The 22,456-nt window shown below is 68.8% G+C and carries 20 protein-coding genes and 1 pseudogene; 3 read left to right on the top strand and 18 right to left on the bottom strand.

Going from position 1 to position 22,456, the window contains the following annotated elements; translation table 11 throughout:
* The 18 genes and pseudogenes from G3N92_RS15720 to G3N92_RS15635 form a co-directional block, all read right to left on the bottom strand.
* The coding region (locus tag G3N92_RS15720) for a hypothetical protein (protein ID WP_206128457.1) at window positions 1-1,828 on the bottom strand (1,828 nt) is incomplete at its 3' end.
* Window positions 1,825-1,944: a GpE family phage tail protein gene (locus G3N92_RS15715; RefSeq protein WP_206128456.1), complete on the bottom strand. Its 120-nt coding sequence runs from the start codon at window positions 1,942-1,944 to the stop codon at window positions 1,825-1,827. The genes G3N92_RS15720 and G3N92_RS15715, both read right to left, overlap by 4 nt.
* Before the next feature lie 8 nt (window positions 1,945-1,952).
* The gene (locus G3N92_RS15710; protein ID WP_241014811.1) at window positions 1,953-2,285 is read right to left on the bottom strand and encodes a phage tail assembly protein; all 333 of its coding nucleotides are present in this window, start codon (window positions 2,283-2,285) and stop codon (window positions 1,953-1,955) included.
* A 72-nt stretch (window positions 2,286-2,357) separates the two neighbouring features.
* Entirely contained in the window at window positions 2,358-2,867 is a 510-nt protein-coding gene (locus tag G3N92_RS15705; protein WP_206128454.1) for a phage major tail tube protein, read from the bottom strand.
* Between the two features lie 16 nt (window positions 2,868-2,883).
* The gene (locus G3N92_RS15700; RefSeq protein ID WP_206128453.1) at window positions 2,884-4,056 is read right to left on the bottom strand and encodes a phage tail sheath protein; all 1,173 of its coding nucleotides are present in this window, start codon (window positions 4,054-4,056) and stop codon (window positions 2,884-2,886) included.
* A 48-nt stretch (window positions 4,057-4,104) separates the two neighbouring features.
* Complete coding sequence (locus G3N92_RS15695) at window positions 4,105-4,872, bottom strand: tail fiber assembly protein (protein ID WP_206128452.1); 768 nt, start codon at window positions 4,870-4,872, stop codon at window positions 4,105-4,107.
* 18 nt (window positions 4,873-4,890) lie between these two features.
* Window positions 4,891-7,449: a phage tail protein gene (locus tag G3N92_RS15690; protein WP_206128451.1), complete on the bottom strand. Its 2,559-nt coding sequence runs from the start codon at window positions 7,447-7,449 to the stop codon at window positions 4,891-4,893.
* A gap of 2 nt (window positions 7,450-7,451) precedes the next feature.
* Window positions 7,452-7,994, bottom strand: a complete 543-nt coding sequence (locus G3N92_RS15685) for a phage tail protein I (RefSeq protein WP_206128450.1) — start codon at window positions 7,992-7,994, stop codon at window positions 7,452-7,454.
* Window positions 7,987-8,892, bottom strand: coding sequence for a baseplate J/gp47 family protein (locus G3N92_RS15680; RefSeq protein ID WP_206128449.1), 906 nt, complete (start codon window positions 8,890-8,892; stop codon window positions 7,987-7,989). Before G3N92_RS15680 ends, G3N92_RS15685 begins: the two co-directional genes overlap by 8 nt.
* Window positions 8,889-9,251 (bottom strand): GPW/gp25 family protein, encoded by a 363-nt coding sequence (locus G3N92_RS15675; RefSeq protein ID WP_206128448.1) that lies wholly within the window; start codon window positions 9,249-9,251, stop codon window positions 8,889-8,891. Before G3N92_RS15675 ends, G3N92_RS15680 begins: the two co-directional genes overlap by 4 nt.
* Window positions 9,248-9,946, bottom strand: a complete 699-nt coding sequence (locus tag G3N92_RS15670) for a phage baseplate assembly protein V (protein WP_206128458.1) — start codon at window positions 9,944-9,946, stop codon at window positions 9,248-9,250. Before G3N92_RS15670 ends, G3N92_RS15675 begins: the two co-directional genes overlap by 4 nt.
* Window positions 9,947-10,228: 282 nt before the next feature.
* Window positions 10,229-10,645 carry a phage tail protein gene (locus G3N92_RS15665; protein ID WP_206128447.1) on the bottom strand — a complete coding sequence of 139 codons (417 nt, stop codon included), beginning with the start codon at window positions 10,643-10,645 and terminating at the stop codon, window positions 10,229-10,231.
* Window positions 10,638-10,913 carry an Rz1-like lysis system protein LysC gene (lysC, locus tag G3N92_RS34965; RefSeq protein WP_241014810.1) on the bottom strand — a complete coding sequence of 92 codons (276 nt, stop codon included), beginning with the start codon at window positions 10,911-10,913 and terminating at the stop codon, window positions 10,638-10,640. The genes G3N92_RS15665 and lysC overlap by 8 nt, the downstream gene beginning before the upstream one ends.
* A pseudogene (gene lysB, locus G3N92_RS15655) lies at window positions 10,834-11,190 on the bottom strand (Rz-like lysis system protein LysB); the annotation flags it as partial. The gene lysC and the pseudogene lysB, both read right to left, overlap by 80 nt.
* Window positions 11,187-11,984 (bottom strand): N-acetylmuramidase family protein, encoded by a 798-nt coding sequence (locus tag G3N92_RS15650; protein WP_206128444.1) that lies wholly within the window; start codon window positions 11,982-11,984, stop codon window positions 11,187-11,189. The gene G3N92_RS15650 and the pseudogene lysB, both read right to left, overlap by 4 nt.
* A complete protein-coding gene (locus tag G3N92_RS15645) occupies window positions 11,981-12,253 on the bottom strand; it encodes a phage holin family protein (RefSeq protein ID WP_206128443.1) in 273 nt (90 codons plus the stop codon). The genes G3N92_RS15650 and G3N92_RS15645 overlap by 4 nt, the downstream gene beginning before the upstream one ends.
* A 1-nt stretch (window position 12,254) precedes the next feature.
* Window positions 12,255-12,599, bottom strand: coding sequence for a putative holin (locus tag G3N92_RS15640; RefSeq protein WP_206128442.1), 345 nt, complete (start codon window positions 12,597-12,599; stop codon window positions 12,255-12,257).
* 11 nt (window positions 12,600-12,610) lie between these two features.
* On the bottom strand, window positions 12,611-12,817 hold the full coding sequence (locus G3N92_RS15635; protein ID WP_206128441.1) for a tail protein X: 207 nt from the start codon (window positions 12,815-12,817) through the stop codon (window positions 12,611-12,613).
* 1,202 nt (window positions 12,818-14,019) lie between these two features.
* Between G3N92_RS15635 and G3N92_RS15630 the strand changes: the two genes are divergently transcribed.
* From G3N92_RS15630 to G3N92_RS15620, 3 genes are all read left to right on the top strand, one after another.
* Complete coding sequence (locus G3N92_RS15630; RefSeq protein ID WP_339385924.1) at window positions 14,020-21,114, top strand: beta-1,3-glucanase family protein; 7,095 nt, start codon at window positions 14,020-14,022, stop codon at window positions 21,112-21,114.
* A 61-nt stretch (window positions 21,115-21,175) separates the two neighbouring features.
* Window positions 21,176-21,637, top strand: a complete 462-nt coding sequence (gene gspG / locus G3N92_RS15625) for a type II secretion system major pseudopilin GspG (protein WP_206128439.1) — start codon at window positions 21,176-21,178, stop codon at window positions 21,635-21,637.
* A 139-nt stretch (window positions 21,638-21,776) separates the two neighbouring features.
* Window positions 21,777-22,456, top strand: a 680-nt coding sequence (locus G3N92_RS15620) for a type II secretion system F family protein (protein WP_206128438.1), incomplete at its 3' end; no start/stop codon positions are given.

Genomic DNA, 22,456 nt, shown 5'->3' with positions numbered 1-22,456 from the left:
GGTCGAGCACGGCGCCCGCGAAATCGCGGGCGCCGCCGCCGAGCGCCGACATCAGGCTGCGGGCGGTCTTCAGCGCGCCGATCGCCGCGAACAGCCCGCCGGCCAGCGTGCCCGCGCCTGCGAGCACGCCGCCGAGCACGGTCGCGACGGTGCCGAGCGTCTGCGCGATGCCGCGATGCGCGTCGATGAACGCGCTCAGCTTGCCGAGGCCCGACTGCGCGACGTCGAGGCTGGCGTTGTAGGCCGGCTGGGCGCTTTCGCCGGCCTGCAGCTTGAGCGAATCGGTGCTGGCCTTCAGCCCGGCTTCCTTGCCGCGCGTGGTGGTCGCGGCGAGCGCCGCGCTCGCGTCGATGGTCTTGGCGCCGACGGCGTCGTGCTCGTCGCTGGTGCTCTTGTCCAGGTTGGCGTAGACCGCCTTCAGGTAGCTCGCGGCTTCCTTCTGGCCGACGATCGCATCGATCTGGGCATTGACCTGCTCCGGCGAATCGTTGCCGCGCGCCTTCAATTGCGGCAGCAGCACGTCGCGCAGCCATTGCGCGGGCGACTGGCGCAGCAGCGCGACGTTCTTCAGCGCGTCCGGCGCGAAGCTTTCGGACTTGCCGTCCTTGCCGAATTTGACGCCCTTGCGGTCGAGCACGCCGTCCTTGACCAGCGCATCGACCGACTGCCGGCTCATGCCGTGGCCGCTGGCGAGGGTGTCCATGAGGGCCGCCAGCGCACCGCCGGCCTTGTCGCCGCCGCCGAGCGTCTTGATCACGGCGTTCGACTGGAACCACAGCGCGGCCGAGCTGAGGCCATTGGCGGCCGCGCCCGCCGAGTTCGCGAACTTGACCAGTTCGTCGGCCTTGATGTCGCCGTGATTGGCGGCGATCAGCTGCTGGATGTTGTCGAGCTCGCCCTCGCGATGCGCGCCGTCCTTGAGCGCGCCGCGGGACACGGCGATCGCGGCGAGACTCTTGAACGTGGCGTCGTTGGCCTGGGCCTGCTGCGTGTCGTAGAGCGCGAGATTGGTGAAGTGAACCTTGGCGAACTTGTCGGCGACCTTCTCCGCCATCGCCTCGCTGTCGGTCATGCCCTGGGCGTCGCTGACGTACGAGAACTTCTCGGCCGTGCTGACGCCGGGCAACTGCGCCGTGCGCGCATAGCGTTCGGCGGCCTGGATCGCCTTCTCGTCGGCGCCGGCCGCGAGCATCTGGGCGCGCACGTCCTCGAACTTCTTGGCCTCGTCGACGGCGACGTTGACCTTCTCGCGGATCCAGTTGCCGGCCTCGCCGAGCTTCTCGCTGCCGTCCTTGATGGCCTCCCGGCGCTTGCTCCACTTCTCGCGGTTTTCCTCCTGCCGCGTGGCGTGTTCGAGCGACGCGGTGGTGGCGTCGATGTTGCCCTTCAGCGCGCGCTGCTGGGCGGCCAGGTTGCGGGTGTTGAGCCCCGCGCCACTGAGTTCGGACGACAGCGTGCCGATGGCGCGCGTCTGGCCGCGCTGCTTCGCTTCGAGTTCGCCGACCGCGCCGGTGGCGTTGGCCAGCGCCGCGACCAGGCGCTGCGACGGCTGGCCGGACGATTGCAGCGAGCGCGACAGCGTGCTCACGCGTTCGCGCGCGTCGGCGAGCGCCTTGTTGGTGTCGGCCAGCTCGCCGCGCATCGCGCGCAGCGACTTCACCGATTCCTGCTGCTTGCCGAGCTTCTCGAGCTCGGCCTTCAGCGAGGCGACGTCGCCGGCCGCCTTGTCCGCCGGTTGCGAGACGCCGCGATTGAGCGAGTCCCGGATCGACTTCGTCCAGGCGGTGATGGTGTCGAACATCACGCGCAGGTTGTCGGCGTTGTTCATGTTTCCTCGTATCCGCTACGTATCCGCGCGCGTTCGCGCCAGTCCATCAGCTCCGCCAGGCAGAAGCCGTCCATGTCGCGCGGCGTCCAGTGGAACACCGTCGCGATATCCGCCATCGCGTCTTCTACGCGCTCGGGGATTCCATGCTCGCTTTGAGCGCCTTCGGCATCAAAAAACCGGCGAAGATGCCTCCCAGTGCAACCAGGTCGGCCGGGTCCATCGCATGCACGTCGGCGGCGGTCAGCGCCGGGCTCGTGATGCGCGGCAGCACCTTGCACAGCGCGTCGACGTCGAGATTGACGAGCGCCGACAGCGAGGTGCCGCGCAGCGCGCCGGCGTCCGGCTTGGCGAGCGTCACCTGGGTGAGCGTCTGTTCGCCGCGCACGATCGGCGTGTCGAGCGTGTGCGTGTTCGCGGCGGTTTCGCCGTGCGTCGTGGCCTGGTTTTCGGTGTTCATGTCGTCACTCATGGTGGCTGGATTCGGATGAAATGAGTCGGGGGTGCCGCGCCGGCGGCGCGGCACCATGCGTTACAGGCCGATCGCGTTGCGCAGCCCGGCCGCGAGGTCCGTGCCGTTGACGTTCTCGATCATGTTGATGAAGTCGAGTTCGATCAGCACGAAGCCGTTGACCGACAGCTTGTAGTAGCTGGCGTTGGTCGTGACCTTGAAGCTGGTGTCGTCCTTGACCTTGGCCTTGCCCATGTCGATTTCCTCGTGGCGGCCGCGCACCACGATCTCGACCGAGTCGAAGCTCGCGCTGTCCTCGGCCTGGTAGGCGCCGGCGAAGCGCAGCAGCACGCCGTCGTGGGTCGTGACGCCCCACTGGCCGAGCACGTCTTCCATGAAGCCGCCGCAGGTCCACACCAGCTGGATTTCCTCGTTGCCGAAATCGAGCTTGACCGGGCCGTTCATGCCCGCGCCCTGCCAGGCCTCGGTCTTGCGCTTGAGCTTCGGCAGTTCGATTTCCTGGACTTCACCGGCGAAGCGCGTGCCGTTGTAGAACAGGTTGAAGTTCTTGAGTTTGCGTGGCATTCCCATTGTTCGGATCTCCTGGTTATGCCGTCACGCGATCGGCGAACGTCGCGAGATAGCGGTCGGTGAAGCGCTGGCGCAGCATCAGGTTTTCGAGCGGCGGCACCGGCGTGTAGTCGTAATCGATGTACATCGCGCCCGAGGCGAGTTCGTCGGACGTGTTCGGCTCCGGGTCGTACCAGGAGCTGCCGCCGATCAGGTAGCCGTTGGCGATCTGCCGGCGGAACCAGCCGTTGATGTTCTCGATGATGTCGCGGGCCAGCGACGGGTTCAGCGCGCCGTCGACGTTGCCCATCTGCGCCTCGGCCAGCGAATCGGCGATCACCTGCGCGGTGCGCGTGTAGTTCTCGAACACGAACTGCGTGTCCGCGGCGCACGTGCGCGAGCCCCAGAAGCGATAGCCGTTGTAGTTGACGAGCGTGGTGATCTCGTTCTCGTTCAGGTAGCCCGCGTCGGTGGCCGGATCCTGCAGATCCCACGACACGTCGGCCGAGAGGCCGGTGACGCCGTTCACGACCACGTTCGACAGCGTCTTGTGCCAGCCGATGTCGTTGTCGATCTTGGCGCGCAGGCCCGCCGCGATCGCCGGGGCCGGGATCGTGACCGTCGTGCTGGTGGTGCTGTCCCAGCCGAGGAAATCCGGCCAGATCACCATCAGTTCGCGTTGACCGAACTGCTTGCGGTAGGTGACCGCTTCCTCCTTGGTCTTGCAGCCCGACGCCGAGACGTAGGCGAACGCGCGCAGCGATTGCGCGATGGTGGCGAGTGCGTTGGCCACGGCCTGCGTGTCGAGGCCGGGCGCGACCAGGATGCGCGGCTTCACGCCGAGCTTGGCCTGCGCCGTGAGCAGCGCCTGCGCGCCGGTGTACTTGCCGTCGGCGGTGACCGAGCCGATCGTGTTCGAGGCGGTTTCGGCGTCGTCCTTGCCGTCGGCCACGCGCACGACGACGGTGATCGGCTTGGTCTGCTGGCCGATCGCGTTGAGCGTGCTGCGCAGCGTGCCCTTGGTGCCGGCCTTGCCGAGCGCCGAGACGACGTTCGTGACGAGCACCGGCGTGTTGAGGGGGAAGGTGGCGTCGTCGGCGTCGGAGGCCGTGCAGACGATGCCGAGCACGGCCGTCGAAACCGAGCGGATCGGCGGGCCGCCGTTCGTGACTTCGATGACGCGTACCCCGTGGTGGTAATCCTGCGGCATAGCTAAATCTCCAGTGGTGAGAGGGGTCGTGGTGAAGCGGCGCGCGGCTTACGGCTGCGCGGTCGAGGTCGATGCCGGCGCGGCGGCCGGGGTCGGCGTCGATTCCTGGGCGGACGCGGCGTCCTGCGGCGCGGCGGTCGCGGCCGGGTCCTGTTGCGTCTGCGTCTGCGTCTGCGTTTGCGTGGCGGCCGGGGCGGCATCGGACGCCGCGGCGGGCGTGTTGTCCGGCGCCGCGGCCGGCGCGACGTAGGGCGCGGGTTGCGCCGGCCAGACGATGGCGTCGGGCGAGCCGGCGGCGGCGTCCATCGCGCCGACGAGCGCCATCTGATACGCGGCCCAGGCCTTGAAGTAGTAAATGCCTTCCGCGTCGAGCTGGCCTGCGGCGTAGGCGTCGGCCTTGCCTTCGTTGGCCTTCTTGGCCTTGGTCATCAGCATGTCGAAGGTCTGCTGCACGGCCGCCTCCTTTTCCGCCTCGATCACGGCGGCGGGCACCGCCCACGCGCCGTCCACCCAGGCGTGGCGCGCCGACGGACGCGGCTCGGTGGTGAGGCCCAGTTCGTCGGGCGTCTTGCCCGCGACGGCGATCTCCACCGGCTCGCCGGTATCGGTGCGGTAGCAGATCCGGCCGCGGTAATCGGGCAGCAGGAACCACGCGCCGTCGCGGTAGAACGGCCAGGAGGTCGGCGTGCGCTCGGGCGGCGCGTCGAACGTGGCGTTGGCGGGGATCAGCCAGCGGCCGTCGTTCTGCGGATCGGCGTCGGGCTGGCCGCTGCTCAGGTATTCGCCGGTCGTCGAGCTGTAGTGATGGATCAACATGGTTTGGTATCCGAAGGATTAGTAGGCGCGAATCATCGCGAGCAGGGCGACGTTGCGGGGGCGCGATTCGTTGCCGCCGTCGGCGTTGATGGTGATGGCGTGCGTGTGGTTGCCGTTCGGCGTGATGCTGACGTTGTGGTTGTGGGCGGGCGCGTCGTTCAGCCAGATGCCGGTTGCGGCGGCATGGGTCGAGTAGTAGGCCGTGATGGTAAAAGGCCCCACCACGACTTGCTGGTTCCCGCCGCCGCCGCCGGATGGGATGGGGGTGCTGTGGCTGTGCCCCGGATCGTTGATGCCGTGATTGTGTTGGCCTTGCCAGTCGGTCGAGGAGACGTGTCCGTGGTCGCCAGCCGGGGTTTCCGACGCGCCGTGCGTGTGCGACAGGTTCTGCCCGGCTTGGGTCGTACCCACGCCGCGCTGCGGATCGACGTCGCTGCGATCGTCCGACCAGCAGCGGATGAATTCGCCGCGCAGGTCGGGAATCCGGAAGGTCGACGTACCGTTGCCGGTCGAGAAGCCGCCTTGACGGCCGGCGCTCCAGTCCGCGTCCGTCGCCAGGACGCCGCTTGCCACCGCGTAGGCCCACAGGGCGGGATAGTCGGCGCGGTTGAGTTCCGCGCCGTTGAGCTTCAGGTAGCCGGCGCGCGCGTTGGTGCGCGGCTCGTGGACGATCTGCCCGATCGACGAGGCGCTCAGGGTCGCCAGCACCCACTCGGTCGTGGCGAGGCGCGTCGAGCGGTCGTTGGCGGCGGGCGTCGGACCGAACACGTTGCTGCTGAAGCGCGTGCCGTCCGTTGCGAAGCCGACGATCGCCTGGGTGTTGCAGGTGATGCCGAACTGGCCGTCCGCCGTGTGGAACAGGCCGGTATCGGGCGAGCCGTCGTTGACGAACGTCAGCGACGGCAGCAGCGCCGTGCCTTCGTCGAGGAACAGCCGCTTGCCGGCGGCCATCGTCACGTCGCCGTTGATCGTGCCGCCGCTGCGCTTGTCGAGCGGGTCGACCGTCGCCTCGGTCCAGACGCGCTGGCCGTCGACGCGGAACGTGCGGTCGGCGATGTAGTACTGGAATGCGCCGTTGTTCGGCGTCCACCAGCCGTAGCCGTCCTGGTTCGAATACAGGAAACCGTCGATGGGGCCGACGCGGACGGAGCCTTGCGCGAGTCCTCTGCCCACCTGCAACTCGCCGGCCACGCTCACGTCGCCGCCGAAGCTCGCGCCGTTCGCGCTGCCGTCGATGGTGACCTTGCCGTTGCCGAGCTGCCACGAGAACGGCCGATAGTCGTTGAACTGTCCGGTGGCGTCGCCTTGCTTGGTGGACAGCAAGTAGACCGAGCTGCCGTCGTTGCGGATCATCGCACCGTAGCTGCCGCCGATCGCGCGGAAATTGGCGCCGCCCGAATCGAGCCGATTCGACGCGACGCAGCCGGTCGTCATGACGTTGCCGGCAACCTGCAGCAGATTGCTGCCGTCGTCGTCGGTGGTGCCGACCAGCACGCGGCCCGACGGCACCACCCGCACGCGTTCCTGGTTTGCCGTGACCAGCGAGGTCACGCCGCTGCCCGTCGCACCGAGCATCGTGTTGCCGTCGCCGAGCGCGGCGAAGTAGGCCGTGAGGTCGTCGGTGTTGACGATCGCGCGGGCCTTGCCGCGGCCGATCGTCAGCGCGCCGAGCCCGACGATGTCCCCGCCCGCCTGCACCGTCGATGTGCCGTCGTCGGCGACGTTGCCGAACAGCACCCGGGCGCCGCCGAGCAGGCGCATCACGCGAGTCAGGTTGGTATCGTCGTGCGCGTCGTTGGACGTGCGGTTGACGAGGAAATCGAGGTATTCGCTGCCCCAGATGCCGCCGTTGAAGCCGCCGTGAATGGCGGCGGTGAGGCGCGGATTGGGATCGTTGACATGCGCATCGCCGAACGTGCCCCAGAAGCGCAGCTTGCCGGGCATGCCGTACGCGCCGGATTCGGCCGAGAGGTTGAGCTGCGCGTCGTTGCCGCCGACGCTGCGGTGCACGGCCACCGGCCCGTTGAACACTCCGCCGTCGTACGACATGTAGCGCGCGGCCGCACCGGCCGGCGTGACGGCGCGCAGGTCGTCGGCGCCGGCGCGCACTTCGTCGTGCGTCGCCAGTTCGACCACGCCCTGGCGTTCGGTGGTGGCCGGCGGATTCAGGAACGACGTGGCGCCGAGTTGCAGCAGCGAGGCGTCGATGCTCGCGAAGATCGCATCGGCGGCCAGCAGCAGCATGGCCGACGGCGATTTCTCCATGATCGGCGCGTCCTGCACGTACACGCCGAACAGCACGCCGTTGTCCAGATAGAGCCCGAAGCCGTACAGCGGGTATTGATCGTCGGTGTTGTCCTGGATCACGACGTGGATCGTGTCCGGCGCGACGTTCTCGCCGCCGAACGTGGTCACGCGCTTGCGCTCGTTCGGCAGCGCCTGCAGGCCGCGGTCGAACGCGAACGCCGCGGTGGCGAGGCCGATCGCGCTGATGCCGTGCGCGGCGCTGCCGGTATTGCCCGCGGCGACAAGCGCGGCGCGTCCGGCGTCGGTGATTTGGATCAGATTTCCAGCCATGTTCAGTTATCCGTGAGGTTCAGCCTGCGATAGAGGGCCGCCTGGGCGCCGGCGCCGATGCGTTGCTTGCCGCTCGCGCTGAAACCCTGCGTGAGCGTGTAATGCGCGGTGCCGCGCTTGGCCCGGTCGACCTCGTCGATGATGTCGGCCACGTAGTCGGCGGTAACGGGCACGTCGTCGCGGCCGCCCACCGTCATCACGATCTCGAACGTGCCGGGCTGGCCGGGCGGCGTCGTCTCGAACCATTCGCGCATCGCCACGTTCGCGCCGAACGACGCGCATACCTGGCGCACCGCCTCGGCCGTGCCCTTCACCCGCGCGATGCGGATCGCGGCCTTGACGCGCGCGCGCTTGATCGATTCGGGCCAGTAGTCCTTCCAGGTTTCGACGCCCATGTGCCAGGCGAGCCACGGCAGGAAGGGCAGCGGAATGCGGTCGGGATCGATCAGCGTGTCGAGCGCGACGGGGATCGCGCCGGTGGCCGAGCCCGTGTCGGCGAGACGCCGCTCGAGCACGGTCGCGTTCGGCGGCAGCAGGTCATTCATCGGCCACCCCGCCGTCGATCAGTTCGATGCCGGTGCAATAGGGCGCCTGGCCGGTGCCGATCGCCACGCCGGCGGCCGGCGAATCGAGCAGCACCTTCTGCACGCCCGGCACGCGCATCGCGGCGTAGAGGCCGTCGAGCGTCACCTCCATGCCGATCCGGTGCATGTCGCTCGCGAACTGCGCGACGCGCTTCTGCGCCTCGGCGAGTGCGACCGCGCGGTCCGGGCCGGAGAAGAAGCGCAGCGTCGCGCGGATCGCATACGGGACGATCTCGGCGCTCTGCACGATCACCTGATCGGCCTGCGGACGCTTGCCTTCGAGTTCGGCGCGCACGTTGTCGAGCAGATCGGGCTCGGCGGTGCCGTCGCCGTCGCGCGACAGCACCGAGACGACCATCACGCACGGCTGCGGGCTTTTCGCCGAGGCGGACAGCACGCGTCCGTCGGCCGAGCGCGCATGGAATTCGTAGGCCTCCTCGGGGCCGGCCACGGAGAAGCCGCGCGGCGCGAGCTGCACGCGTTCGCGCAGGCTGTCGTCGTCCTCGTAGGTCGGCGCGACGCCGTTGCCGGGATCGCCCGCATCGATCACGAGCCGGTCGACGTCGAACAGCGCGGCGATGTGGTCGAGCGTGGAGCCGCTCGCGTAGGCCAGCAGGATGCCGCGCGCCGAATCGTTGACGAGCTGGCGCAGCACCATCTCGCGATAGGCGTTCTCCTGCAGCAGGCGCGCCATCGGTTCGGATTCGAGCGCGAGCGCGGCGGCGATGGCGGCCTGCTGATCGGCCGGGTAGAGCGCGATCAGGCGCGCCTTGCGCTGGGCGTACAGCGTTTCGAAATCGATGCTGCCGACGATGTCGGGGGCCGGCAGTTGCGACAGGTCGATCGGGGTCGTTCTCATGCGGTTGCTCCGTTCGTGACCGGGACGCGCAACGTGACGGGCGTGTCGCGTGCGTCGGTCAGGCCTTCGATATCGATGGTCTGGCTGCCGTCGAGCGGGTTGGCGCTCTCGCTGGCGAGCTGCACGCGCGTGACGGTCAGGCGCGGCTCCCAGCGCATCAGCGCGGTGACGGTGGCCGCGTAGAGCCGTACGCGCGTGGTGGCGTTGTTCGGCGCGTCGACGAGTTCGGGCAGCTCGGAGCCGAACGTGCGCCGTTGCAGGCAGGTGGCCAGCGGCGTCATCAGGATCCGCTCGACCGACTGCATCAGGTGATCGGTGCCCGAGAGCGTCAGGCCCGTGACCGCGTTCATGCCATTCATGCCGCCCCCGGAATCGGTGCGCTCGTGATTGCGTTCTGGCCGAGCGCCTGGTGTTTGTGCGCGGCGAGGCTGACGTTGCCCGCCAGCACGTCGCCGGTGAAGGCGGCGGTGCCGTCGATGCGCATCACGTTGCCGCCGCCGCCGTCGGTGCCGCCCTTGCCGGTCATGCCGGCCTCGAACGCGAACGGGCCCTTTACCGTCATCGCGCCGGTGCAGACGGTGGCCTGCGCGTCGAGCGTGACGGTCTCGGCCTTGACGGTCGCGTCCTTGGTTTCGATCGTCACGGACACGGGCGCGGCGATCCGCACCGTCGCCCCGGCCGGCAGCTCGGCCACCAGCGCATGCGCGTCGTGGTCGTAGCTGATGCGTGCGCCGTCGGCGTAGACGCGGGTATGCGTGTTCGGCGAGGCGTCCGGCGCGGGCGCGGCATTCGAGTAGAAGCCGCGCAGCGCGACGGCCTGCGCCGGGTCGCCCATCGGCGACAGCAGCACGACCTGTTCGCCCTTGGTCGGCGGCAGCCATTCGCGCGTCGCGCCGGCGGTGCCTGCGATCCAGGGGATCCAGTTGGTCTGCAGGCCGTCGTCGTCGGTCTCGCCGATCGCGACGCGACACAACGCGTTGGCGTGGTCGACATCGAGGATCGAGCCCTTGCGTACGGCGTTGCGCGCCTTGCGGTGAATTTCGTTCGCGTCCATGTCGATCATGGTGCCGCCGCGTGCCGTGCGGCGCGAGCGATCGCATGTGTACTGGTTGCGGGAACAACCAAATCGGATCGAGCAGGAAACGCGGTGCGCACCGCGCCGGATCGGCATGGAGAACCGCGCGCGCAAATGCGCGCGAGCGGGGGCGGACGTGTGGAATAACGCGAGGAAGCCGGCCGGCGCATGCCGAATGATTCGGCATGCTTGGCAATCGAAGGCTGGGGGCGGGAGGAGAAGCGGGAAGAGAGACGGAAGCGGCCGGAGCGGCCGCTCGGTTCAGACGATCGGCACGGCGGCCGAATCGTCGACGTACTGCACGACGCGCTTGCCGTCGTCGCCGACGCGCACCAGCACGCTTTCGGACAGGCGCAGCTTGAGGTCGAGATTGACGCGATCGCCCTGCGGCAGCGTCGCGAAGAACGTGATGCCGTCGCGCCGGCGATCGGGGTTCATGACCAGGTCGGCCTGGTTGGCGCGCACCCAGTCGAGCACGGCGATCATCACGGTGTCGATGTCGGCCACGCCGGCCCACAGGTTGATCTCGCACTCGTAGTCGTAATCGAACGACGACGTGCCGGTGCCGGTCGCGGCGATCGCGCCCGCGTTGATCGACATCAGCAGGCTGTCGGGCGAGGCCGCGAGCGACGGCACGGCGGCCACGATCGCGGCGCGCAGGGCGGCGGGCTTATTCATGGGCGGGGCCCTCCGTGGCGGCGGCCTGGCACGCGGCGATCATGTCGACCTGCGCGGCGCAGCCGGCCCAGGCCGCGCGCGCCGTTTCGAGCGCGTCGCCAAGCTCACCGTTGGTGCGCGGCGACATCGCCGGCATCGTGCAGCGCGTCACCGCCGCGCAGGCGTTCAGCGTAAGCGTCGGCGCCGGTGAGGGCGGCGCTGTCGTGCAGGCGCACAACATCGTCAGGCAGAGCAGTGCCGGCCCAGGTACGAACGGCTTGGTTTTCATCGATCAGTTTCCGCAGTTGCTGTTGATAGGACGCGAGCTGCGCGTTCACGGCGCCGCGCGTGCGTTCGAGCCTGGCGCGGGCCGCATCCTGCTCGCGCGCGGCGGCCTGCAGGCGCGCGACGACGGCGTCGCGCGCCGCGAGATCCTGGTGCGCCTGGCCGGCTTCGCGGGTGGCGTCGGCGAGCAGCGTTTGCAGCGCGCGGACATAGACGCACCCCGCGCCGGCGGCCGCCAGCACGGCGAGCGAGATCCACAGGCGCAGGCTGGCGAGCGTCATGCGGCGGCGTACTTCTGATAGGCGCGCGCGAGCCGCACGTCGTAGAGGTTGCGCGCGTAGCCGCTGCCGTTGTAGCCGGCGGCGAAGCCTGCCCAGTTGCGGTTCTTGAGCGCGTTGAGCAGGGTCTTGTCGGCCAGGATGAAGCGCACGAACGCGTCGAGTTGCGCGCTTTCGCCGGTTTCCATGCGCGCGGCGTAGTCGTCGACGCTCGCGTAGCCGAGCCGCTGCCAGTGGTAGCCCATGATCTGGAACGCGCCCCAGCTCGCCGATTCGTAGGCGGAGGCGGCGTCGATCCGCGCAGCCGCGTCGAGCCGCACGTATTCGGCGGCGCCGCCCTGGTAGCCGCCCGGCGTCGCGGCGACGATGTCGGGCGCTTGCGCGGCGGCGGCGTCGGCGGCCGCTTGACCGAGATTCGTCGCCAGTTGGCGGTACATCACGTGGCGCTCGAACAGGATCTTCGGGCGGCCGTCGGCGAGGAAGCCCGCGCCGTTCGATTCGACTTCGTTGACGGCGCGCACGCAGGCCGTCGACACGCCGAGCCGCGTGGCGGCCGCCTGCAGGTCGGCGTCGGTCAGGTCGCGCGGGTCGCGCTGGCCGGTGGCGAGCGCATTCCAGGTTTTCGGGCCGGCGATGCCGTCCACCACCAGGCCCGCCGCGGCCTGCACGGCCTTCACGGCGCGCTCGGTGGCCTCGTCGTAGATGTGGCTCGCCGCGACCGGATAGCCGGCGCGCGCGAGGCGCAGTTGCAGCAGGCCGACCTCGGCTCCGCAATCGTTGAAATGAAGGACGTTCACGCGTCTTTGCTCCGGAGAAGGTGCGCGACGTCGCCGCGCGCGAGATGGACGACGACCGCCAGCACGATCGCGAGGGCCGCCTGGAAGAAACCGGTCGCCTGGGCGTGCAGCAGCAGCTCGATGCCGCCGCCGCCGGCCACGGCGACGATGGCCCAGGCCGCCCATGCGACGTGGAAACGGTGGCGCTCGCCGTGCCGGCGGCGGGCCAGCACGCGCGCGATGACGGCGAGATGCGCGGCGAGGGCGATCAGCGCATAGGACAGGTGCATGTCAGCCCCCCTTGCGCAGGAAGGCCAGCAGGTCGGCGCTCTTGACGCGTTCGATCAGCGTCAGCGTGACGGCGATCACGAGCGCGGCCGCGAAGAACCCGGCCACGCCGGCCGAGCGGATCGGCAGCTGGCGCATCAGCTCGGGCGCGGCGAGGTAGCCCATCACGAGCGAGATCAGCATGTAGGCGGCGCGCCGCGCGATGCCGATGTCCTTGGCGCTGACGACCACGAGCGCGGCGCCGGCGAACGCGCCGATCAGCGTGTCGCCGTCGATGCCGGGCGAGATCCCGGCGATGCCGATCGCGGCGAACAGCGCGGCGGCGAGGGTGGTGTTCGGTTCGGCCATGCTGGCGAATCTCAGTTGAAAAGTTGCAACAGGGAGCGGGTGGGGGCGATCGCCGTCATGTCGGGCATCTCGACGAGCGTGCCGGCCGGCAGCGCGACGCCGAGCGCGGCGAGGCCGGGGTTCGCCGCGAGCACGGCCTCGACGGTGCCCGACGTGCTGTCGTAGTGACGCCAGCACAGCGCGTCGAGCGTTTCGTTCTGCAGGGCGGAGACTTTCATCGGGGCGGCTCGTCGGGGAAGGCGCGCGGGCGCCGGGTTGCCCCGCGCACCGGCAGGGGCCGGCGCGCGGAGCGCATGGGGGCACGTCGAGGGCCGGATCGGGCGGGCAGGCGGCGGGGCCGGGCGCTGGCGTGGCGTCGTCGCGGCGGTGTTCTGGGCAGGCGCCGGAATTCGCTCGACACGTGCGCCGGGCATCGCCCGCCGTCCTCGTGCGCCGGAGCGCGGGTCGAGCGTGCTGACGTCCATGTTCGGCATTCGTGCGCCGCGGCTCAACGGATCGCATCTGTCGGCCGGGCGGGCACAGCGCGGACGGCCGGGCGATGGCGGGCGTGCCGCGGGAGCGCTGCGCGATGGCAGTCGGATTGCAGCCGGATTGCAGCTTGCGCGGGCCGGGGTGGCCTGGATTGAGGTGGGGCAGCCTTGGTTTTGCCGGGTGGAGGGGCCGGCGAGGCCTTGAGGGGCAAGGCCCGGCGGGACGTCGATGAAACTCCGAAGGCAGGGGTTGCTGGTTCGATCCCAGCAGGACGCGCCAAGCCTGATCAGACATTCAGCGGTTTTTCTTTCCCGTTTCGTTCAATCGTCGTGCAACCGGTGTCGATGCCACGCCCGCGTTTTTGCTTTGGCTCCCGTTTCCCATCCTGAGCCCGCCGGCATCGGTTGAAGCATGCACATCTCAATCTCAAAAATTCCCTCTGCGCCCTGCCCCAAAATCGGGCAAACCGTTGTGCCCGCAACTATTTGAAAGCTGTTGTTAATCACAAAGCAGCGCATTTGTTTGCAAATTGACAGTTTCGAAAAGAAGCCGAGAAGCACACGGGTTTACACCTAGTCAACCTTTCCCGAAGTGGGCCGTTATCACCTCCAGTGCAGAGCGAGGGTCATCCCCTATTTAGCGTGTAAAACGTTTGCGCCTGATCGGTGAAACGTTTGCGACCCGTCATGAACGGGCACGTAGCTGGCAATCAGGCAAGAAATCGAAGCGCGGGAACGTCGGGCCGGCAGGCCGCTGCGTCACCCGCGCGACAGGCATTCGGGGGGCGCCCGCAGGGGGCGGCCGTGCCCGTATCGACAGACGCATAACGTGGATCACCGGGAAAACCAACATGCGCAATAGTGTTAGGCAGACAGCCTGGCAGGGTGGAGGGTGGCTGCTCCTTTTATGGGGGCTGCTCCTGCTCTCCATCGTGCACGCGCGAGCGGCGGTGCCGCTGCCGCCCAGCAATCACATCGTGATCAACCTGGGCGCGACGCCATGGAAATACCTCAAGGACAATGACGATCCGAGCTACGCGAACCCCGCGTTCGACGATTCGAAGTGGCAATCGATCGGCGTGCCGCAGACGCCCGCCGACAACGACACGTTCATCAACATCGAGTCGGGCGGCGGCCAGGGGCAACTGACCGGCAACACCAACTGGTATCGCAAGCACTTCAAGCTCGATCCGTCGTTCGGCCCGGACCAGCTCGCCCGCAAGGTGCTGGTGGTGTTCGAAGGCGCGCACACGGGCGTGCAGGTGTACATCAACGGCCAGTTCATCCCGGGCAACAGCCAGGTGGCGGCGAACCAGCAGGCCACCCACGTGGTGGGCTTCCTGCCGTTCGTGGTGGACCTGACGCCCTACGTCAAATTCAAGGACGCCAACGGGCAGCCGGCCGACAACGTGCTGGCCGTCAAGGTGTCGCGCGGCGACAAGTTCTTCGAGTCGCCGAGCTTCTCGGGCGCGTTCCGCTTCGGCCAGGACGACACGGGCATCTTCCGTCCGGTGTGGATGCACATCACGGACCGCATCCACATTCCCGAGAACATCTACTCGGTGCTCAACACCTGGGGCACCTACGTGGCGACGGTCACGGCGAACGACGCGGTGGCGACGATCCGCGTGCAGACCAACGTCCTCAACGAATACTCGAGCGACCAGCCGGTCACGCTGACGACGCAGATCGTCGACGCTGGCGGCAACGTGGTCGCCACGGCGCAGGACACCAAGACGCTCGCGGCCAACACCACGACCGTGCTGCCCGCGCCGCAATCGACGTTCGACCAGATCCTGACGGTCAACAACCCGACGCTCTGGTATCCGAACAACAGCATCTACGGCCGTCCGTACCTGTATCACGTGATCCATTCGGTCAGCGTGAACGGCGTGGTGGTCGATACCAAGCAAAGCCCGCTGGGCATCCGCACCATCACCTGGGATCACAACTTCCCGATCATCAACGGCCACCCGCACTACCTGTTCGGCGCATCGGGCCGCTACGACTATCCGGCGCTCGGCTCGGCCGTGCCGGAGGATCTGCAATGGCAGGATCTTTCGCTGCTCGCGCAGGCGGGCGGCAGCTCGTATCGCCCGGGCCATTCGAGCCAGGGCCGCGAGTGGCTCGACGGCGCCGACGAATACGGGATCATGATGCTGCAGCCGAGCGGCGACGGCGAGAACGGCTTCCCGGCGCTCTGCACGACGGCGGGCCAGGGCGGCTGCGTCACGCAGGACAACGTCACGCTGAAGTCGGAACTGCACCGCGACATGATCATTCATGACCGCAACCATCCGTCGGTGCTCGCCTGGGAGGCGAACAACGGCACGATGGATCCGGGCATCGCGGCGAACCTCAAGAAGATCTCGCGCGACTACGATTTCATCAACACGCGCGCGCAGGCGGACCGCACGCCGAACCCGGCGAACGGCGACATCCTCGGCTGCTCGGGCCAGGGCTGCGACGTCAACGTCAAGACGCAATATCCGGCCACGCCGGCCTACGGCTCCGAATACTGGGGCGACGGCGTGGGCCGCTGGAAATACGATTTCGAGATCCAGTTCGCGGCGTCGTACCTGCGCGACTGGGTGCACAGCATGATCGGCAAGTCGTTCGGCATGGCGCACTGGTACCTGGCCGACACGCCGGGCGAAATCAACACGCAGACGGACGGCGTGCTGAACAGCGAAGTGCGTTCGAACGGCGCGTCGATGATGGACTGGAACCGCCTGCCGCGCCTGATCTACTACATCTACAAGGCGGTCTGGACGCCGTACAAGGGCTTCAACGGCGCGATCCAGCCGGTCGTCAAGCTGGCCAACACCTGGAACCGCACGGGCCTGGTGCGCGTGAACGCGTTCAGCAACTGCCCGTCGGTGCGCCTGCGCCTGAACGGGCAGATCGTCGGCGGCGCGCAGACGCCGAACCCCACCAGCTCCGATCCGTCGGCCGATCTCTCGCAGAACACCACGCTGCTGCCGGGCCAGGTGCACTGGGACAACATCCAATTCCAGCCGGGCACGCTGGTGGCCGAGTGTCTGAACGACGACCTGCAGGTGGCCGCCACCGACACGCTGGTGACGGCCGGCGCGGCCGATCACCTGCTGCTGACGGTCGATCCGCAGATCGTCAAGCCGGACGGCGACAGCTTCGCGCTGACCGCCAACGGCACCGACGCGGCCACGCTGACGGCCAAGGTGGTCGACGCGGCGGGCAACCTCGTGCCGGACGCGAGCCAGACGCTGACGTTCGCCGTCAGCGGCCCGGGCACCTATCGCGGCGGCTCGGATCACTACGTCAACGACGCGCAGCCGCAAGGCTGGCACGCGCCGGGCGACCCGAACCTGTCCGCCGAGGGCGGCATGGCGAAGATCGCGGTGCGCACGCAGTTCCAGCCGGGCACGGTCAACGTCACGGTGTCGTCGCCGAACCTCGGCAGCGCGACGGCGTCGTTCGCGGTGCAGCCGGCCGTCAACGCGCAAGCGTTCGACGGCACCGACATGGTGGTCGGCCAGCAGCCGCAGACGGCGCCGCAGATCCTGACCCAGCCGGCCAGCCAGGTCGTCACGCTGGGCCAGAGCGGCACGTTCACGGTGCTGACCGCCGGTGCCACGCCGATCAGCTACCAGTGGTTCAAGAACGGCCAGCCGATCGCGGGCGCGAACGGCTACACGTACACCACGCCGGCGCTGCAACAAGGCGACAGCGGCGCAAGCTTCAGCGTCGAAGTCGGCAACCCGATCGGCAAGGCGGCATCGAACGGCGCGACGGTCACGCTGGTGCAGCCGGCCGCGCCGGCCATCGTCACCGCGCCGCTCGCGCGCAACATCACCGCGGGCCAGAGCGCCGAGTTCTCGGTGACGGCGTCGGGCTCGCCGGTGCTCAGCTACCAGTGGCTGCGCAACGGCACGCCGATCGCCGGCGCGACCGGGCCGGTGTACGACACGCCGGTGATGCAGGTGGCCGACAGCGGCGCGCTCTACAGCGTGCTGGTCAAGAACAGCGCGGGCCAGATCACGTCCGATCCGGTCGGCCTGACCGTCAGCGTGGCGGTGGCGCCGAGCATTCCGTCGGGCTCGGACCTGATCGATCAGAGCGTGCCGGTCGGCCAGGCCGTGACGTTCAGCGTCACGGCATCCGGCTCGAATCCGCTCAGCTACCAGTGGTTCCACGGCAACCAGCCGGTGGGCGACAACTCGGACAGCCTGCTGATCCCGTCGGCGCAATCCACCGATGCGGGCAGCTACAAGGTCACGGTCAGCAACAGCGCGGGCAGCGTCGACAGCCGCACGGCGACGCTGACCGTGAGCGGCACCGACGCGTCGAACCTCGCGCTCGGCGCGACGGCGAAGTCGAGCAGCGATCAGAACGGCGGCCTGGTGGCGGCCAACGCGATCGACGGCTCGATCGCCACGCGCTGGTCGTCGGCGCCGGAGGTCGATCCGTCGTGGCTCGAAGTCGATCTCGGCTCGGTCAGGACCTTCGACAAGGTCGTGCTGAACTGGGAAAACGCCTACGCTTCGCTGTACGACATCCAGGTGTCGAACGACGAGAAGGTGTGGAACACCGTGTTCCCGAACGGCCAGCCCGACGGCGCCGGCGGCACCACCGCGCCGGTCACGGGCACGGGCGGCGTCGATCCGCGCTCGTTCGCGAGCACCTCGGCCCGCTACGTGCGGATGCTGGGCCTGCAGCGCGCCACGCAATACGGCTACTCGCTGTTCGAGTTCCAGGTGCTCGACGCCCCGCAGTGCGGCGGCGAAACCGAGCGCTACACGCCGCTCGCGCCGCAACCGGGCATCTGGCAGTCGACGATCCCCGGCCTGCCGAACGGCCCGTTCGTGCCGAACGTGAAGGACAACCAGAGCGGCCTGACGTGGCAGCAGACGTACACCACGTTCGCGGCCGACGGCGCGCAGTTCACGCAGGACGTCGCGATCAAGTACTGCAACGCGGTGGGCATGCGCGTGCCGACGCTCAACGAAGCCGAGACGATCGCACGCTCGAACTACGCATCGTGCGCGTTCCCGTCGCCGTGGCGCACCTGGACCACGACGCAGGTGCCGAACCTGCCGACCAACGCCTGGCTGGTCGACTCGTCGGGCCGCCAGTCGCAGGGCATCATCAACAACGCCCCGGCGTGGGTCATGTGCGTGTCGGGCAACACCTCGCCGGCGCCGGTGATCACCGCGCAACCGGCGGCGGTCACGGCCAGCGAAGGCCAGAGCGCGAAGTTCACGGTGGCCGTCACGGGCACCGGCCCGCTCGACTACCAGTGGAAACGCAACGGCGTGCTGGTGGCGATCACGACGATCCCGTCGTACACCACGCCGCCCGTCACGGTCGCGGCCGACAACGGCACGGCCTACACGGTCGACATCAGCAACGCGGGCGGCACGGTCACGACCGCGCCGGCCACGCTGACGGTGGTGGCCGCCACGACCGGCGGCAACGGCAATACCGGCGGCACGGGCGACAACGGTAACGGCAACGGCAACACGGGCAATTCGGGCAACGGCGGCAACACCGGCAACGGCGGCGGCGCGACCACCCCGCCGCCGCCGACCGTGCCGAGCGCGAACCTCGCGTACGGCAAGCCGGCCACCTCGAGCGGCAACGAGAACGACGGCTACGGGCCGGGCAACGCCACCGACGGCAGCCTGAACTCGCGCTGGTCGTCGGCGTTCGCCGATCCGCAGTGGATCGCGGTGGATCTCGGCTCGGTGCAGACGGTCGATCGCGTGGTGCTGCGCTGGCAGGATTCGTACGGCGTGGACTACAAGATCCAGACCTCGACCGACAACAGCCAGTGGAACGACGCGGTGCCGAAGACGGACGACACCGGCGGCACCGAGGACCTGCGCTTCCCGGCGCCGGTGCAGGCGCGCTACGTGCGCATGTACGGCACCAAGCGCGCGACGCAGTACGGCTACTCGCTGTTCGAATTCGAGGTGTACAACAGCGCGAACACGCCGAGCTATGCCGTCACGGCCACCAGCAGCGGCAGCGGCAGCATCACGCCGGCCGGCAGCACGCAGGTGCTGCAGGGCGGCGTGCAGACCTACCAGTTCGTGCCCGCGGCAGGCAGCGCGGTGACGGGCGTGCAGGTTGACGGCGCGGATGTCGGCATCGTCGATCACTACACGTTCAACGAAGTGCTGGCGCCGCACACGGTCAACGTCACGTTCGGCTCCGCGGCAGCGGCGGTGAACCTGGCGCTGGGCACCAAGGCCAGCGCGAGCGGCCTGGAAAACGACGGCTATCCGGCGTCGAACGCGGTGGACAACAACCTGAACACGCGCTGGTCGTCGAACTTCGACGACAAGGCGTGGATCACGCTCGACCTCGGCAAGGAAAGCACGTTCAACCGTGTGGTCCTGAACTGGGAGAACGCCTACGGCAAGCAGTACCTGATCCAGACCTCGCACGACAACGTCGACTGGTCGAATACCGTCTACACCCAGAACAACGGACGCGGCGGCATCGAGGATCTGCCGTTGACCGCCACCACCACGGCGCGCTACATCCGCCTGCAAGGGGTACAGCGCGCAACCGGCTACGGCTACTCGCTGTTCGAGTTCGCCGTGTACAACGATCCGGCGCTTGCCGGTTCGGGCGGCACGCCGCCGCAACAACCGGCCAGCCCGTTCGTCGAGCAGCCGGCCAACCAGGCGGTGCCGGTGGGCCAGAGCGGCCACTTCGCCGTGCTGATGTCGGGCACGGGGCCGTACACGTACCAGTGGCAGCTCGGCGGCAAGCCGATCGCCGGTGCGACCAGCCGCACCTACGACACGCCGCTGGCCGTGGCCGGCGACACCGGCAAGGTGTTCAGCGTGGCGGTGACGGGGCCGGACGGCACTGTCACCGGCTCGGGCAACGCGACGTTGACGGTGGACACCGCGGTGCCGGCCTACACGGTCAAGCCGGGCCTGATCGGCGTGGACCTGCAGAACAACACGCAGGGCGCCTATACCGACGACCAGGTGTACGTGGCCGTCATCGCGCGCGATCCGGCCACGGGCCAGTTCGCGTGGCTCAAGCCGGACGGCACGATCATGGCGTCCAGCGCGGCCGACAACGACGCGCCGAACCACCTGACCGCGCCGAACGGGCAGAACTACAGTAACTACTTCTTCACGCTCGCGCAGAGCAAGACGCTGCAGTTGCCGCCGATGTTCTCCGGCCGGATCTTCGTGTCGCTCGGCAGCCCGCTGTACATCAAGATCAACACGGACGCCAACGGCAACATCGGTTTCGCGCCGCCCGATCCGAACAACGGCACGGACCCGAGCCTCGGCATCCCGTTCGACTGGTACGAGTTCGCGTACGGCAGCAACGGCCTGTGGATCAACACCACGCAGGTCGACGAGTTCGGCTTCCCGCTCTCGCAGGACGTCTACTCGGCCAACGGCACCGTGCACCAGCGCACCGGCATCACGCAACGCCGCGCCGATCTGTACCAGGCGTATGCACGCGAAGTGTCGGCGCCGTTCCAGCCCGCCACGCCGTCGAATTTCCGCATCATGGCGCCGGCCCACGACTCGTTCGCCGCGGGCAAGCCGAACGGCACGTATTTCGACGGCTACGTCAACGACATGTGGACGTACTACGCGTCGAACGATCTGCCGGTGGTGGCGGGCGCGCGCGCGTTCGTCGGCCGCGCCTCGGGCACGCAACTGGTGTTCAAGGAAGTCGATCAGCACAACGGCCAGTTTGCCGGCGCGACCTACACGGTCAACAAGCCGAACACGCAGGCGGTGCTGTTGTGCAATGACGTGTTCCTCGATGGCGACGGCACGCAGCAGCAGATCGAGGCGCAGCTGTGCGCCGCGATCAATCGCCACGTGATGGGCGACACGACCAAGTGGAACGTGCCGTCGGCGTACTACGCGGCCTCGCCGTCCAACGAGTACGCGCGCTTCTGGCACGACCACGGCATCAGCGGTCTGGCCTACGGCTACGCGTTCGACGACGTCAACAACCAGAGCTCGACGATTCAGGTGCCGTCGCCGGAGCACATCGTGCTCGGCATCGGCTACTGAGGTCGAACCGGCGGGCGCGCGCAACCGGCGCGCCCGCGTTTTTCCTGATGGGTGATCGAAGATGAACGGGACGACTGTCCGGACGGCCGGCGCAAGCCGGCTCGCGCACACGCCGCGCCGCCGCGCGCGCGGCTTCACGCTGCTCGAACTGCTGGTGGTGCTGGTGATCATCGGCATGCTGGCGGCGATCGTCGGGCCGCGCTATTTCGCACAGCTCGGCAAGTCGCAGGTGACGGTCGCGCGCGCGCAGATCGACGTGCTGACCAAGGCGATCGACAACTACCGGATCGACGTGGGGCGGTTCCCAACCACCGAGGAAGGGCTGCAGGCGCTGGTGGTCAAGCCGGCCGGCGCGGACAGGTGGAACGGCCCGTACTTGAAGAAGGACGTGCCGCTCGATCCGTGGGGCCATCCGTACGTCTATCAGGTGCCCGGCACCAAGGGCGATTACGCGGTGATCTCGTACGGCCGCGACGGGCAACCGGGCGGGTCGGGCGAGGACGCCGATCTCAGCAGCGAGTGACGTCGCCGCGCCATGCATCGGGTTCGCGCGAGCGGACCCGGCATGGCGGTGCGCCCACGCCGTCCCCGCGAAGGACGGCCCGCGGACCCACCGCCATGCCACGGCAGGCGCCCGGCTCAGCAAAGGAACACGCGGCACCATGCAATTCGAAGTCAGAGCGCTTTCGCCGGACAACCGGATCACCGCGCTGGTCGTCGACGCCCAGGACGAGGCCGGCGCGCGCGCGCACGTCGAGGCGCGCGGCCTGCACGCGATGCGCGTCGCGCCGGTGCGCGCGCTGCGCGGGCCCGCGGTCGTGCGCGGGCGGATCTCGCTCGTGCTGTTCAGCCAGGAACTGCTGGCGCTGCTGAAGGCCGGCCTGTCGATCGTCGAGGGGCTGGAGGCGCTGCTCGAACGCGAGGGCGGCGCACGCCTGCGCGGCGTGCTGCAGCGGATCCTGGCGGGCCTGCGCGAGGGCAAGCGCTTCTCGGCGCTGCTCGGCGAGCAGCCCGACGTGTTCCCGCCGCTCTACGTCGGCATCGTGCGCGCGGCCGAAGGCACCAGCGATCTGCCGCGCGCGCTGCAACGCTACGTCGATTACCAGGCGCGCATCGATACCGTGCGCAACAAGCTCGTCAGCTCCGCGATCTATCCGAGCATCCTGCTGGTGGTGGGCGGCGGCGTGTCGACGTTCCTGATCACCTACGTGGTGCCGCGCTTCGCGACCATCTACGAAGGCACCGGCCGCGCGCTGCCGTGGATGTCGCAGATGCTGCTCGACTGGGGCCGCTTCGCGTCGGCGCACGGCCCGGCGCTCGCGCTGGCGGCCGGCGGCGCGGC

Source organism: Burkholderia sp. Ac-20379 (assembly GCF_017104645.1).
Taxonomy (GTDB): Bacteria; Pseudomonadota; Gammaproteobacteria; order Burkholderiales; family Burkholderiaceae; genus Burkholderia.
Note: the sequence above shows the minus strand (reverse complement) of the source record. Positions and strands in the feature narration are given on the sequence as shown.

What these genes read in the sequence shown, in the direction of transcription:
- G3N92_RS15635 (WP_206128441.1), bottom strand. Translation starts at nt 12,817, where the DNA reads ATGAAAGTCTCCGCCCTGCAGAACGAAACGCTCGACGCGCTGTGCTGG.
- G3N92_RS15640 (WP_206128442.1), bottom strand. Translation starts at nt 12,599, where the DNA reads ATGGCCGAACCGAACACCACCCTCGCCGCCGCGCTGTTCGCCGCGATC.
- G3N92_RS15705 (WP_206128454.1), bottom strand. Translation starts at nt 2,867, where the DNA reads ATGGGAATGCCACGCAAACTCAAGAACTTCAACCTGTTCTACAACGGC.
- G3N92_RS15645 (WP_206128443.1), bottom strand. Translation starts at nt 12,253, where the DNA reads ATGCACCTGTCCTATGCGCTGATCGCCCTCGCCGCGCATCTCGCCGTC.
- G3N92_RS15680 (WP_206128449.1), bottom strand. Translation starts at nt 8,892, where the DNA reads ATGAGAACGACCCCGATCGACCTGTCGCAACTGCCGGCCCCCGACATC.
- G3N92_RS15715 (WP_206128456.1), bottom strand. Translation starts at nt 1,944, where the DNA reads ATGGCGGATATCGCGACGGTGTTCCACTGGACGCCGCGCGACATGGAC.
- G3N92_RS15700 (WP_206128453.1), bottom strand. Translation starts at nt 4,056, where the DNA reads ATGCCGCAGGATTACCACCACGGGGTACGCGTCATCGAAGTCACGAAC.
- G3N92_RS15710 (WP_241014811.1), bottom strand. Translation starts at nt 2,285, where the DNA reads ATGAACACCGAAAACCAGGCCACGACGCACGGCGAAACCGCCGCGAAC.
- G3N92_RS15695 (WP_206128452.1), bottom strand. Translation starts at nt 4,872, where the DNA reads ATGTTGATCCATCACTACAGCTCGACGACCGGCGAATACCTGAGCAGC.
- G3N92_RS15670 (WP_206128458.1), bottom strand. Translation starts at nt 9,946, where the DNA reads ATGGACGCGAACGAAATTCACCGCAAGGCGCGCAACGCCGTACGCAAG.
- G3N92_RS15675 (WP_206128448.1), bottom strand. Translation starts at nt 9,251, where the DNA reads ATGAATGGCATGAACGCGGTCACGGGCCTGACGCTCTCGGGCACCGAT.
- G3N92_RS15665 (WP_206128447.1), bottom strand. Translation starts at nt 10,645, where the DNA reads ATGAATAAGCCCGCCGCCCTGCGCGCCGCGATCGTGGCCGCCGTGCCG.
- lysC (WP_241014810.1), bottom strand. Translation starts at nt 10,913, where the DNA reads ATGAAAACCAAGCCGTTCGTACCTGGGCCGGCACTGCTCTGCCTGACG.
- gspG (WP_206128439.1), top strand. Translation starts at nt 21,176, where the DNA reads ATGAACGGGACGACTGTCCGGACGGCCGGCGCAAGCCGGCTCGCGCAC.
- G3N92_RS15690 (WP_206128451.1), bottom strand. Translation starts at nt 7,449, where the DNA reads ATGGCTGGAAATCTGATCCAAATCACCGACGCCGGACGCGCCGCGCTT.
- G3N92_RS15685 (WP_206128450.1), bottom strand. Translation starts at nt 7,994, where the DNA reads ATGAATGACCTGCTGCCGCCGAACGCGACCGTGCTCGAGCGGCGTCTC.